Annotated in this window: 11 protein-coding genes and 1 pseudogene; 2 read left to right on the top strand and 10 right to left on the bottom strand. The window is 61.4% G+C overall.

Features of this window, described 5'->3' with window-relative positions:
- Positions 1-291 precede the first annotated feature (291 nt).
- The 10 genes and pseudogenes from QZ656_RS08175 to QZ656_RS08130 all read right to left on the bottom strand — a co-directional run bounded on the left by QZ656_RS08175 (position 292) and on the right by QZ656_RS08130 (position 10221).
- Positions 292-591 (bottom strand): nucleotidyltransferase domain-containing protein, encoded by a 300-nt coding sequence (locus QZ656_RS08175; RefSeq protein ID WP_291992929.1) that lies wholly within the window; start codon positions 589-591, stop codon positions 292-294.
- 715 nt (positions 592-1306) lie between these two features.
- The gene (locus QZ656_RS08170) at positions 1307-1645 is read right to left on the bottom strand and encodes a MarR family EPS-associated transcriptional regulator (RefSeq protein ID WP_291992928.1); all 339 of its coding nucleotides are present in this window, start codon (positions 1643-1645) and stop codon (positions 1307-1309) included.
- Between the two features lie 240 nt (positions 1646-1885).
- Entirely contained in the window at positions 1886-2932 is a 1047-nt protein-coding gene (locus QZ656_RS08165; RefSeq protein WP_291992927.1) for a GDP-L-fucose synthase, read from the bottom strand.
- Positions 2933-2937: 5 nt separating this feature from the next.
- Positions 2938-4066 (bottom strand): annotated as a pseudogene (gene gmd, locus QZ656_RS08160) (GDP-mannose 4,6-dehydratase).
- Positions 4067-4465: 399 nt separating this feature from the next.
- Positions 4466-4945 carry a hypothetical protein gene (locus QZ656_RS08155; protein ID WP_291992926.1) on the bottom strand — a complete coding sequence of 160 codons (480 nt, stop codon included), beginning with the start codon at positions 4943-4945 and terminating at the stop codon, positions 4466-4468.
- Positions 4942-5241: a nucleotidyltransferase domain-containing protein gene (locus tag QZ656_RS08150; RefSeq protein WP_291992925.1), complete on the bottom strand. Its 300-nt coding sequence runs from the start codon at positions 5239-5241 to the stop codon at positions 4942-4944. Before QZ656_RS08150 ends, QZ656_RS08155 begins: the two co-directional genes overlap by 4 nt.
- A gap of 18 nt (positions 5242-5259) precedes the next feature.
- Positions 5260-6216, bottom strand: coding sequence for a DUF4351 domain-containing protein (locus QZ656_RS08145; RefSeq protein ID WP_366522127.1), 957 nt, complete (start codon positions 6214-6216; stop codon positions 5260-5262).
- Between the two features lie 95 nt (positions 6217-6311).
- Positions 6312-7457 carry a GDP-L-fucose synthase gene (locus QZ656_RS08140; protein ID WP_291992924.1) on the bottom strand — a complete coding sequence of 382 codons (1146 nt, stop codon included), beginning with the start codon at positions 7455-7457 and terminating at the stop codon, positions 6312-6314.
- A gap of 12 nt (positions 7458-7469) precedes the next feature.
- Positions 7470-8600: a GDP-mannose 4,6-dehydratase gene (gene gmd, locus QZ656_RS08135; RefSeq protein WP_291992923.1), complete on the bottom strand. Its 1131-nt coding sequence runs from the start codon at positions 8598-8600 to the stop codon at positions 7470-7472.
- 61 nt (positions 8601-8661) lie between these two features.
- A complete protein-coding gene (locus tag QZ656_RS08130) occupies positions 8662-10221 on the bottom strand; it encodes an IS66 family transposase (protein WP_291993218.1) in 1560 nt (519 codons plus the stop codon).
- 785 nt (positions 10222-11006) lie between these two features.
- On the opposite strand from QZ656_RS08130, the gene QZ656_RS08125 reads away from it, so the two are divergent.
- Together QZ656_RS08125 and QZ656_RS08120 are read left to right on the top strand one after the other, a co-directional pair.
- Complete coding sequence (locus tag QZ656_RS08125; RefSeq protein WP_291991588.1) at positions 11007-12080, top strand: Druantia anti-phage system protein DruA; 1074 nt, start codon at positions 11007-11009, stop codon at positions 12078-12080.
- Positions 12044-12793, top strand: a complete 750-nt coding sequence (locus tag QZ656_RS08120) for an ISAs1 family transposase (protein WP_291991589.1) — start codon at positions 12044-12046, stop codon at positions 12791-12793. Before QZ656_RS08125 ends, QZ656_RS08120 begins: the two co-directional genes overlap by 37 nt.
- Positions 12794-12824 lie beyond the last annotated feature (31 nt).

Genomic DNA, 12824 nt, shown 5'->3' with positions numbered 1-12824 from the left:
TCGTCGGGAATGGTGAATGGTGAATGGTGAGTGGTGAATGCGGCGCTACCGTAGCAGCCCGCACGTCATTGCGAGGAGGCGCAGCCGAGGTGGCATTGCAGTTCCATCCTCTCACTATTTTTTTCCGCCGCATTGACCACGCGAAAAGCCAAACCTCTGGATTGCCGCATCGGCTACGCCGCCTCGCAATGACGGGGGCTGGGGGATGGCTGCGCGGCCCTGGTGACGTGGGCAGCGGTGTGACGACTCGGATCAGGAAGCGCAAGCGTTCGGCAAGAGTGGCGTCAAGGGTCATATGAGGACGCCTTCCTGGTAGGCGACGTCGTGAATCGGCAGGCGCCGCAGATTGGGTGCGCTGATCAGCACATCGACCTTGCGGCCGTGCAGCGTGCGCGAGACTTTGGCGACGATCTGGGCCGCGAGAAGCGCGGGGTCGGGAACGGGTTCATTCAATTCGATCATCAGGTCGAGATCGCCTCCACGCGCGCCGTCGTCCAGCCTGGAACCAAATACGCGCACGCGCGCTTGCTCACCGGCGACTTGCCGGGAAAGATCGCGGATGGCTTCTATCTGCAGGGTGGTCAGGCGCATGCGTGGCGGCTTCGGCAGTCAAGGTCGAGCGCGGACATCGGCCAGAGAACTGGTGGCCAGCACGTTGATTTCGGAGGTTTTGCGGTGGTCGATTTGGGCGCTGGTCAGGCGGGCGCGGGGAGCTTCTTGCATGGTGCCGTTCCTTTCCAGTGTGTGCACTTCTTGTATCCGCCGCTTCTCGAGTTCGGTAGGCAGGCGGCAGGCGCATCAGCCGGTCGATGACGCTGAACAGGTCAGTGATGCGCTGTTTGTGCCATTTCCGTTCGTAGAGCAGCTTGGCCAAGCGCCATTTTGCCGCATAGCGCTGCTCGGGGTCAGCTTTTGTCTGGCGGGTGAACAGGCGCGCAGGGAAGTTGGCGTGGTGCTGGCTCTGGACTTCGACGTGAGTGACGGTGGGTATCGTCGGCGTTCGGGTAATGCCTGGCGACGGCTGCCAAGCGCTTTCGGAATCTGGTTTTCGCCCGATGAATCGGGCTCCCACAAGGCTTCCGACGCGCGGCCTGGGCGGCTGTTGGCGCTCCAGGCACGCTACCGCCATGCCCGAATGTCTTTTCATTCAGCACTTGTGTGGCTACGTCGCTGGGGACTGCCATCCCGTTGGCGCCGACTTTTTCCGGCTTGTCGCCGGAGTCGTCTTTCGTCCGTGCTACCGCCCCCTTGCTGGCTTGGCAAGGCTGACGGTCCTGGTCAAATCAGTGTCGATGCGTGCAGCGGTTTATCGACGATCGATATCCGCGCCCAGCTCGGCGCGCACACGTTCGATTTCCTCTTTCATCGCGACGTACTCCTTTTCTTTCCGGGCGAGGTGGTTGCGGGTCAGGCTCAGCTTGGCACCGATGCCATCGGGAGTCAGGAGGTACGCGTATTTCAGTTTGTCCTCGGCGCGAAGGAAGTTGCCGGCCTTGATGTAGCCTTTGTCGAGCAGTGCCTTGAGCAGGTAGTTGGTCTTGCCCAGGCTGGCGCCGAGACGCTCGGCGAGCTGCCGCTGGCTGATCTGTGGCTCCTCCTCGACGATCCGGAGGATACGCAGGTGAACTTCTTCTGCCGGGGTCATCTCTTCTTGTTCAATATATGAACGCAAATGATAAGGCATGTCGCCGGAAGGGGCAAGAGCGCTTGTCACACCATGTAGGAGCCCGATTCATCGGGCGATCGGGGTGTGGGTGATCGCTTACGATTTCGGGGGCTCGGTCGCTGTTATCGCCCGAAGGGTCATCGCGCGCGCCATCGTCAAGCCGGGAGTCACGTACGCGCACCTGTCCGCCTTAGCCGGCCAGTTGCGGGGAAGCTTCGCTCATCCCCCTACGAAGTCCGCGTACGCTTTGGCAAGCCCTTCTTTGAGCCCTACGGTGGCACGGCATCCCAGAGCATGCAAACGCGAGCAGTTCATTAGCTTCCGCGGTGCTCCGTCGGGTTTTCCGGAATCAAAATCGATGCGGCCGCCGTAACCGATGAGTTTGGCCACAACTTGAGCCAGTTCCGCGATCGAGAGGTCGTCGCCGGCACCAATGTTAATGTGCGAGAGCGTGAGTTCGGTGTGGGCGAGGTAGCTATCTCGATCAAGATTCATGACGTGCACGCTGGCTGCGGCCATGTCGTCTACGTAGAGGAACTCGCGCCTGGGGGTGCCGCTTCCCCAGAGGCAGAGAGAAGGTCCAAGAACCCCGGTACAGGTATCGTGGAGTTGGCGTTTCAAGTCTTTTGGGATGGGGCCGTGCCTGGCTTCATCCCGCTCAATCGCTTGCCAGTTGTGTTCGGCAGCGAGCTTGGCGAGGTGAAACTTGCGGATCATCGCCGGAATGACGTGGCTGTTCTGCAGGTCGTAGTTGTCGCGCGGGCCGTAGAGGTTGGTCGGCATGACGCTGCGGTAATCGGTGCGGTACTGGCGGTTATAGCTTTCACAGAGTTTGATGCCGGCGATTTTGGCAATCGCGTAGGGTTCGTTGGTCGGTTCCAGGGTGCCCGTCAACAGCGCATCTTCGCTCATGGGCTGCGCTGCAAGCCTTGGATAGATGCAGCTGGAGCCAAGGAACAAGAGCTTCTGCACGCCCGCCTGCCAGGCTTCGTGGATGACGCTGGCTTCGATCATCAGGTTCTGGTAGATGAACTCGGCGGGGTAGGTGTTGTTGGCGTGGATGCCGCCGACCCGGGCCGCCGCGAGGTACACCTGCTCCGGCTTTTCTGCCTGGAAGAAGGCACGTACGGCAGCCTGCTCGGTCAGGTCGAGTTCGGCGTGAGTGCGGGTGACGATGTGGCTCTGCCCCTGGCTTGCGAGCACGCGGACGATGGCCGAGCCGACCATGCCACGGTGGCCCGCCACGTAAATTTTCGCTTGGCTCATCGCGCTTACTCGTGGTGGTCGAAGGTGGTAAAGCCCGCCAGCTTGACCAGCGCGTCGCGCCTTGCCGAGCTGTAGTCGGCGAGAACCATTTCCTTGACGAGTTCCTGCAGGCTGGTTTGTGGCGTCCAGCCGAGTTTTTCCCGGGCTTTGCTGGGGTCGCCGAGCAGGGTTTCCACTTCGGTGGGGCGGAAGTAGCGCGGGTCGACCTTGACGATCACGTCACCGACCTTGGCTTTGGCTTTGCCACCCTCGACCTTGGCCACAATGCCGACCTCGTCCACGCCCTCGCCTTCAAAACGAACGCTGATGCCGAGTTCGGCAGCGGCGAATTCGACGAACTGGCGAACGCTGTATTGCACGCCGGTGGCGATGACGAAGTCTTCGGGATGGTCCTGCTGCTGCATCAGCCATTGCATTTCGACGTAGTCGCGCGCGTGGCCCCAGTCGCGCAGGGCGCTCATGTTGCCGAGGTAGAGGCAAGTCCTGCAGGCCGAGGGCGATGCGGGCGATGGCACGGGTGATCTTGCGGGTGACGAAGGTTTCGCCGCGTACCGGGCTTTCGTGGTTGAAGAGGATGCCGTTGCAGGCGTAGATGCCGTAGGCCTCACGGTAGTTGATGGTGATCCAGTAGGCGTAGAGCTTGGCGACGGCGTAGGGGCTGCGCGGGTAGAACGGCGTGCTTTCCTTCTGCGGCGTTTCCTGCACCAGGCCGTAGAGTTCGGAGGTGCTGGCCTGGTAGAAGCGGCTTTTCTTTTCCAGGCCGAGGATGCGGATGGCTTCGAGCATCATGCGTAGGGCGCCGACACCGTCGGCGTTGGCGGTGTATTCGGGCTCTTCAAAGCTGACGGCGACGTGGCTTTGCGCGGCGAGGTTATAGATTTCGTCGGGCTGCACCTGCTGGATGATGCGGATCAGGCTGCTGGAATCGGTGAGGTCGCCATGGTGCAGGATGAACTTGCGGTCGGTTTCGTGCGGATCCTGGTAGAGGTGATCGATGCGGTCGGTGTTGAAGAGCGACGAGCGGCGCTTGATGCCGTGGACTTCGTAGCCTTTGTTGAGCAGGAACTCCGCGAGGTAGGCGCCGTCTTGGCCGGTGATGCCGGTTATCAAGGCGATTTTGTTGGTGGGGGTCATGGTGGAGTCCTTGGATTTGGACCTGGCCTGGGGAGCTTGTCGGGAAGAAGATGCTTACGGACATGATTGTCTGGCGGGGCCTTGCTTGAAGCTGGATTCTGACTTTGTTGTCAAGTTGTGCGTAAGCATGCGCGGAGCTGTTGGTCCATGCCGTGACATCTATCGCAAGTCGTGCGCTTGGTTGATGGTGCGTGGCCGGGAAGCATTGGCGTGGTTTGGACAGGGTTCGGCGGCGGTGGTCGGCGTTGGGTAACGTGCCGGCCGACAGGTCAACGCGCCTGCCAACGTGTAGGAGCCCGATTTATCGGGCGATGGGCGGCTGGTGATCTCGGGCGCTTCGAGAGCGCGGGGCGTCGTCATCGCCCGATGAATCGGGCTCCTACAGGGGGGTCTGTGCGTTCAGACCCAGCCGCGTTGCTCGGCTTCTGCAAGCATGGCGTCGGCTGCGGCAATCAGCACCGGAACATAGGCGTGTCCCGTCAGCAGAGCGCTGGTGAGCACGTCGAGGTCTTCAATGTACTCATGAACCATCTGATTCCTGATCTTGCGCATGGCCAGCCATTCGTCGGCCGAGTCGAGGATGCCCAGGCGCTCGGCGTGGTCGAGGTTGTCTATCACCGCACCCGGATTTTCACCGAGAGCACGCAGGAACAGCGGCAAGAGCTTGTCTCCCACGGTGTCCTGCAGGCGGGCATATCTGCTGGCGAAGGCATCGACGCGCTCGGCCAGGTCTGGGTCTGAATCAAGTTGCGCGGCGGTGTCTGACGTGAATTGCACGGCAAACAGCCGCTGGTCTGTCGTCTGGAGGTGCCGGCATTCCTTGCGCACGACCCGGATCAGAAACTGCATGCGTTCGGCCAGTTTGTGGTCCAGGATCACAGCAAGACACCTTCCCGGTAGGCGACTTCATGGATGGGCAGACGCCTGAGGTTGGGGGCACTGATCAGCACGTCGACCTTGCGGCCGTGCAGCGTGCGCGAGACTTTTGCGGAGAGTTGGGCCGCCAGAAGCGCGGGGTTGGTGACGGGCTCGTTCAGTTCGATCATGAGATCGAGGTCGCCACCGCGTGCGGCGTCATCGAGCCTGGAGCCAAAGACGCGTGTGCGAACCGCCTCGCCGGCCACTTGCACGGCGAGCTTGTGGATCGATTCAATCTGCTCGGAGGTCAGTCGCATGGCGTTCGGTTTCTGCCTTCAACCCTGATCGAAAACTTCGTCCAGCGATTTGGCGTCAAGGATGTTGAGCGCCCAGCTTTCGAGCTGCTCAACTGTGGCGTTGGCCAGTCGGGCGCGGACGGCATCAGAAAGGGTACCGAAGCGACGGGCGAGTTGGCTCTGCAGGAGGGTGGCTTCCCCTTTTTGCATGCCTTGTTGCTCTCCTTGCTGCAATCCTTGTTGCAGTCCTTGCTGCAATCCTTGCTGCAATCCTTTTTCGATGCCAAAGCGTTCGGCAGAGGTAACGTAGGGCATGGTGACGTTCCTTTCCAGTGTGTAGACTTCGTCCATCAGCCGCTTCTCGAGTTCTGTCGGCAAACGCATCAGCCAGTCGATGACGCTGAACAGGTCAATGATGCGCTGCTTGTCCCAGTTGCGTTCGTAGAGGAGCTTGGCCAGCCGCCATTTTGCCCTATAGCGTTGCTCGGGGTCACCCTTTGTCTCGCGGGTGAACAGGTGCGCCGCGGTAACCAGGGCGAAGGGGTTGGGGTCCGCCAGGAGGGCTTCGGCCTGGTCAGCGTAATCGAGAATCTTGACGGTCGGGAAGCGGATGCCGACTTCGCAGCCAAATAGTTGGTAGCCGAAGTGGGTCGGTTTCCAGTTTTCGCCTTCGTCCGCGAGCACGGCGAGGCTCGCAACCGGGCGGCGATAGCGATCGTAGAGCCGGTAGTTGTAGGTGAAGAGGCGCTCGGGAAAATTGGCGTCGTGCTGTCCCTGGACTTCGACGTGGATGTAGACCCATTGCTCGCCCGCTTCGCGGGTGCTGACCTGGACGAGACGATCAACCAGCCGCTTGCCGAGTTCGGCATCCTGGACGATCTGGGCGAGTTCCTGGTCGAGGAAGACGTGCGCTTGCTGCCAGTCGATTTCTGCGTGCGCCGACGGGAAGTAGAAGGCCATGAACTCGGGAAATAGCGCGTGATCGCGTCTTTCCACGGGGTGTCGTAGTCGTCGTTGGGTGAGGTCTGGTTGTCCATGGCTGTGCCTTGTCGTCGGTTCCGTGCAGAACGACTACTCTACCGGGCGCAGACCTACGGCGGGTAGTTGCTTGTAGAACACGACGAGGATGCCCGGACAGAGAGCGATCTCAGGGCCGGGATCACCTTGTGATAGTCCGCATAGGCACTGGCGAGCCCCTGATCCAGGCCCACTTTGGAACGCCAGCAAAGCTCGTTGAGCCGTGAGCTATCCATAAGCTTGCGCGGTGCGCCGTCCGGCTTGCTCCGGTCGAATTCGATCCGGCCTTGGTAACCGATGACTTTGCCCACGGTTTCGGCGAGTTCGCGGATGCTGAGGTCGTCGCCGCTGCCGACATTGATGTGGGCGAGCATCGGCTGGGTGTGGGCGGCGTAGGTCTTCTGATCGAGGCTCATGATGTGCACGCTGGCCGCAGCCATGTCGTCGACGTAGAGGAATTCGCGCCGCGGGGTGCCGCTGCCCCAGAGCGAGAGGCAGGGTTCAAGCTTTCCGGTACAGCTCGCGCGGAGTTGGCGCTTGAGGTCTTCCGGGATGGCACCGTGCCTGGCTTCGTCCTCCTCTATGGCCGACCAGTTGCGTTCGGCGGCGAGCTTGGCGAGATGAAACTTGCGAATCATCGCCGGGATCACGTGGCTGTTCTGTAGATCGTAGTTGTCGCCCGGGCCATAGAGGTTGGTGGGCATGACACTGCGGTAGTCACGCCCGTATTGACGGTTGTAGCTTTCGCAGAGCTTGATGCCGGCAATCTTGGCGATGGCGTAGTGTTCGTTGGTGGGTTCCAGGGTGCCGGTGAGCAAGACCTCTTCGCGCATCGGTTGTGGGGCGAGTCGGGGGTAGATACAACTGGAGCCGAGGAAGAGCAGCTTCTGCACGCCGTAGGTGTGGGCGGCGTGGATGATGTTGGCTTCGATCATCAGGTTCTGGTAGATGAATTCGGCCGGATAGGTGTTGTTGGCGTGGATGCCGCCGACCTTGGCGGCGGCCAGGTAGACCTGGTCGGGCCGCTCTTCGGCAAAAAAGGCATTGACGGCCTGCTGGTTGGTGAGGTCGAGTTCGGCGTGCGCGCGGGTGATGATCTGCGGTGCGGTGGATTCGGTTTCGCCTGCCGGGCTGCACTGGTGATCACCGGTGAGTTGGCGCACGATGGCTGAGCCGACCATGCCGCGGTGGCCGGCGACGTAGATTCTGGGTTCAGGCATGATCTGAACCGCTCATTCGTGATGGTCGAAGGTCTTGAAGCCGGCCAGTTTGACCAGCGCGTCGCGCCTGGCTGAGCTGTAGTCGGCGAGAACCATTTCCTTGACCAGTTCCTGCAGGCTGGTTTGTGGCGTCCAGCCGAGTTTTTCGCGGGCTTTGGTTGGGTCGCCGAGCAGGGTTTCGACTTCGGTGGGGCGGAAATAGCGCGGGTCGACCTTGACGATGACGTCGCCAAGCTTGGCTTTGGCCTTGTCCCCTTCCACCTTGGCGACGATGCCGACCTCCTCCGCGCCCTCGCCTTCAAAGCGGATGGTGATGCCGAGTTCGGCAGCGGCGAATTCGACGAACTGGCGGACGCTGTATTGCACACCGGTGGCGATGACGAAGTCCTCCGGCTGATCCTGCTGCAGCATCAGCCACTGCATTTCAACGTAGTCCTTGGCGTGGCCCCAATCGCGCAGGGCGCTGAGGTTGCCGAGGTAGAGGCAATCCTGCAGCCCGAGGGCGATGCGGGCGATGGCGCGGGTGATCTTGCGGGTAACGAAGGTTTCGCCGCGCACCGGGCTTTCGTGATTGAAGAGGATGCCGTTGCAGGCGTAGATGCCGTAGGCCTCACGGTAGTTGATGGTGATCCAGTAGGCGTAGAGCTTGGCGACGGCGTAGGGGCTGCGCGGGTAGAAGGGGGTGCTCTCCTTCTGCGGGGTTTCCTGCACCAGGCCGTAGAGTTCGGAGGTGCTGGCCTGGTAGAAGCGGCTTTTCTTTTCCAGGCCGAGGATGCGGATCGCTTCGAGGATGCGCAGGGCGCCGACGCCGTCGGCGTTGGCGGTGTATTCGGGCTCTTCGAAGCTGACGGCGACGTGACTTTGCGCGGCGAGGTTATAGATTTCGTCGGGCTGCACCTGCTGGATGATGCGGATCAGGCTGCTGGAATCGGTGAGGTCGCCGTGGTGCAGGATGAACTTGCGGTCGGTTTCGTGCGGATCCTGGTAGAGATGGTCGATGCGGTCGGTGTTGAAGAGCGACGAGCGGCGCTTGATGCCGTGGACCTCGTAGCCTTTGTTGAGCAGAAACTCGGCGAGATAGGCGCCGTCCTGGCCGGTGATGCCGGTGATGAGGGCTACCTTGTTGTCGTTCGTGGTAGGCATGGTGATTTGGGCAGCTTTGGTAGAAGAGAGCTAACGCGCAACAAAGTAATCGTTCACTCCCCTACGCCGCAGCCGGGATAGCGGGGAGAGCGGGAAGCTGTAAGCCTTTGCGAGCGGCAGCGATGACGGTGCCGAGGTACTGCCAGGCGGAGGTGCCGCGGCGGCAGCAGGTCTCGATGACACTGGCCAAGAGGGCGGAGGCGCGGGACCCTTCTTCGGAACGGGTGCCATGGCTGATGTTGCGCGAAATGACCCAGTGTCGCAGCGCCTGCTCGGCGGCGTTGTTGGAGAGCGGCAACAGGGGCTCCGCGAGAGGACGCAGGATGACTTTCCAGTCGTAGAGGAATTCGCGCACGACACGGCGCAGGGCCGGATGTTCATCCGTCTGATGCCCCTCGCACAGGTGTCGGAATCGTTTGACCTCGGCGGCGTAGCGCTCGGGCAGGGCTTGCGGCGACGGCTCGATCCGCGCCGCGTAGATGGCGTCCATCAGCGCTGTCAGGATACCTTCCATCTCCTGCCCAACCCGGGACACCCGGCCATCACTCGATTCGGCCAGCCCCCGCAACTTGCGCAGCAGGTGCGGCCAGCAGCGCAGGCAGTTTTCCCAGGTCCGGTAGACCACGTACCCATCGCTGATGAGGATGCCGGTATAGCCGTCTTGCAGGGCGTTATCGAGCATCTCCCGGGTGCGTGGGCCGATGAGGTACAGCGCCGTAGAGGTACTGACCAGCGCCCACAACCACAGCAGCACGCCGGCTTCCGGCCACGACGTTTCATCGACGTGCAATTGCGCCACCTGCACGATATCGGCCACCAGGGCGTCCTCCAGCGGGAAGCTGGCACGGCCGGCTTCCCGGATCGTCTCATCGATCACGCCGGTGCTCAGCGTCAGGTCGAAGACGTCCTGCAGGAGCTCGCGAATACGCGCTCGCGACAGGCGCATTCGCAGCGCGAGCAGAACGATGACACCGGCCAGACGAGGACCCACCAAGCGCCATTCGCCCAGCTCAACCTTCCCCCACTGGGCGTCGTTCGGCGCCCGCCAGGGCTTCGCACGGCTGACGTGGCCGCAAGCGCAGCGTACTTCAAGCAGCGTGTGACGCGTCACGTTGAACATCAGTCCGATGGCGCCCTCGACGGGCGGCGCGATGTCGATCTCGTCCCAGGCCGTGTAAGCCTGCGACTCGGCCTCCTCCGCCAACGCTCCACCACAAACCGCGCAGGTCTCGGGTCGGTGCATGCAATTGTCAGTAACCACCAGTTTCTGCGTGCGACCATGGCCCGGACTGCCCGCTTGCCTGCCCGGGGGTTTCCCCGTGCCTTTTCGGGGCGATGGACGTTCGGTCACCGGCGGCGACGTCTCTGGCGCCGGCGGCGTAGTCTCTGGCGCTGGCGCCGAACTCTCTGCCGTTTCTGTAGCACCTGGCTTGACTGGCGCTTCGTTCTCCCCGGCTGGCTCGCGCCCCTTCTCCCACGGTGCCTTTGTACTCGGCGGCCGCGAGCTGTTGGCCGGGTTTTGATTCAGCCGATCCTGTAACTCCTTGACGTCGTGCAGCAGTCGCTTCGACACTTCCAGCAACAGCTCCGCCGGCAGCTTCTTCAGCCACTCGTCGTCCATCTGGAAGAGATCATGCTTGCTCAGGCGCATCTCGGCGTGGCTATCGTGTGGTCGTCATGGTCACGAATTATGCCGCAAAAGCATGGCGTTGGCGGCGTTTGTTAAGGGGGTGTGAACGGTTACGCAACAAAAGGTGTCAGGTCTTGCATTCACGTATTCAACACTCCCCAAATGATGGTCGGTTTGCCTCAATCAGCTGCCATTCACGCAGATGCGTGCGAAATGTCGCGTTTGGGTCGTTGCGCGCAGCCGTCGGCGGCCTCCCTACCCCCGGAGACGGGTCTCCAGCACTGGGCAGTAAATCTTCGAGAACATGCCGACCGTGCTGCCCCGTGAGTCGATTGACGCCACTTCCGTTGTTCCAGCGCCGATCCAACGGCCTTCCCTTTCTGCCCACAGGGGCGGCTTTCCCAATTCGTTTTACGAGGCTACACATAGGTTCACTTGCGTTACGGTCTGCTCTCTTGCTGTTGGGAAACTCACGACCCCGTGTTACCACAGCGCCGCTTCCTCATGCTACCGGGGCGTACGGACAACTCCCCGGACGGGACTTCAACCCGCTAGACTTACTGCTTTACGGCGAACGGACAGACCACGGTTTCGCTTCAGTTCCTGACTTTGAACACGTCTTCCAGCGTGTTTGCATCGAGGATGTTGTCGGCCCATTGTTCAAGTTGAGCGAGGCTGGCATCAGGGTGGATTTGTCCTCTCAGGCAACGCACGGGCAATCAAGCAGTTAGTTCTTCCCCCTGGACATCTGCGCCGGAAGTCCGTATAAATGGCGCATGGAAAGCGTTCTTGGTGCATTGCGTGTTCGCTTGGTGGGCAAGAGCGAAGAGGCTCGCTATCGGGAGTTGATGGCAGAGCATCACTACCTGGGCGACCTGGCGAAGATCGGGCACACGCTTTGGTACGTGGCCACCTACGGCGAAAAGTGGACGGCCCTGCTGAGTTTCTCTGCGGCGGCCTGGAAATGCGGCGTTCGTGACCGCTGGATCGGCTGGGACTATCGGCATCAGTACGATCGCTTGGGCCTGGTCGCCAACAACAGTCGCTTTCTGATCCTTCCCGATTGGCATTACCCCAATCTCGGCTCCAAGGTGCTCTCGCTGTGCGAGCGACGGGTCGCCGAGGATTGGCAGGCGCATTTCGGGAAGCCGCTGTTACTGCTGGAGACCTTTGTGGACCCCTCGCGCTTCCAGGGGACCGTCTATCGCGCCGCGAACTGGACGCCTCTGGGGCTGACGCAAGGCTTTCGCCGCACCCGAGAAGGCTACAGCGCCCACCCGACGTCGCCCAAAGTTGTCTTTGTTCGCCCCTTGCAGGCGGACGCTCGCGGCCAACTTTCCCGCTCGATACTCAACCCCCGCTATCGCACAGGAGCGCCCAGGATGATGCTCACCGCCGAACAGATGCGCACGCTTCCCGATTTCTTTGCCGGCATCGCCGACCCGCGGCGCGCGCAAGGAAGGCGTCACCCCCTTCCTGCCGTTCTGGCCATCGCCACGGCGGCGGTCTTGTGCGGAATGCGGGGCTACAAAGCCATCGCCGGGTGGGCCAAAGACCTCACACCGAAAGCACGCGAGCGTTTCCGCTGTCGTCGCGAGAAGGGCGTTTACCGCGTACCCAGCGAGTTCATCATTCGTGACGTCCTGATCCGTGTCGATCCCATGGCGCTCGATCAAGCGTGTCAGCAGTGGAACAAGGCCTATGCTCAAGACGACCCCAGTCTGGCGGTCGACGGCAAGACCATGCGCAATGCCCATGACGAGCACGGTCAGCAAGCACACATCATGAGCGTGGTCGGGCATCAGACCGGCGTGTGTCACACCCAAAAAAAGTCGGCACCTTGCCCGTAAATGGCGGGGACGAGCTCAAGCAGACCAATGAAATCGGGATGTTCATACCCCTGCTCGATGCGATCGATATTCAGGGCAAGGACATCACCGCCGACGCGCTACTGACACAGCGCAAGCTGGCGACCTACCTGGTGGAGCGCAAGGCGCACTATCACTTCACGGTCAAAGGCAATCAGCCAACACTGCAAGCCGATATCGCGCTCCTCTTCCAGGATCGGAAGGGGGCAGACTTCGTGGCGGTTTCGCCACCTGACCATGGTCGGATCGAGACTCGGCGTATTTGGTGCAGCAATGCCCTCAACGCCTATCTCGACTTCCCGTATGTCGGCCAGGTGTTCTTGATCGAGCGCGAAGTGCTGCACAAGAAGAGCGGCAAGCGGACGCACGAAATCGCTCTCGGGATCACCAGTCGCCCTCCAGAACAGGCCAGCCCACAGCAAATCCTCGCCATCAATCGCGGCCATTGGTCGATAGAGAACCGCTGTCACTACGTCATCGACTGGAACTACGACGAGGACCGTAGCCGTATTCGGACTGGTTACGGACCCGAGAACATGTCACGCCTGCGCCGCTTTGCCGTCGGAATCCTGCACCACTTCTCCGACGGCAAAACCAGCATTTCCGAAAAAATGCGCCACCTCAACCGCAACATCCGATTGGTCTTCGACTACCTGCGCATGACCAAAAATTCTACAGGCCACGTATCACCTTGATCCCGGCACGAGAACAAATTTACCGTGAGGC

This window comes from Candidatus Accumulibacter sp. ACC003 (genome assembly GCF_907163085.1).
Taxonomy (GTDB): domain Bacteria; phylum Pseudomonadota; class Gammaproteobacteria; order Burkholderiales; family Rhodocyclaceae; genus Accumulibacter.
The sequence above is the reverse complement of the archived record's forward strand: the minus strand, read 5'-3'. Positions and strand labels throughout refer to the sequence as shown.

Coding starts and splice junctions, on each gene's coding strand:
- QZ656_RS08175 (WP_291992929.1), bottom strand. CDS start 591: ATGCGCCTGACCACCCTGCAGATAGAAGCCATCCGCGATCTTTCCCGG.
- QZ656_RS08170 (WP_291992928.1), bottom strand. CDS start 1,645: ATGACCCCGGCAGAAGAAGTTCACCTGCGTATCCTCCGGATCGTCGAG.
- QZ656_RS08165 (WP_291992927.1), bottom strand. CDS start 2,932: ATGAGCCAAGCGAAAATTTACGTGGCGGGCCACCGTGGCATGGTCGGC.
- QZ656_RS08150 (WP_291992925.1), bottom strand. CDS start 5,241: ATGCGACTGACCTCCGAGCAGATTGAATCGATCCACAAGCTCGCCGTG.
- QZ656_RS08140 (WP_291992924.1), bottom strand. CDS start 7,457: ATGCCTGAACCCAGAATCTACGTCGCCGGCCACCGCGGCATGGTCGGC.
- gmd (WP_291992923.1), bottom strand. CDS start 8,600: ATGCCTACCACGAACGACAACAAGGTAGCCCTCATCACCGGCATCACC.
- QZ656_RS08130 (WP_291993218.1), bottom strand. CDS start 10,221: ATGGACGACGAGTGGCTGAAGAAGCTGCCGGCGGAGCTGTTGCTGGAA.
- QZ656_RS08125 (WP_291991588.1), top strand. CDS start 11,007: ATGGAAAGCGTTCTTGGTGCATTGCGTGTTCGCTTGGTGGGCAAGAGC.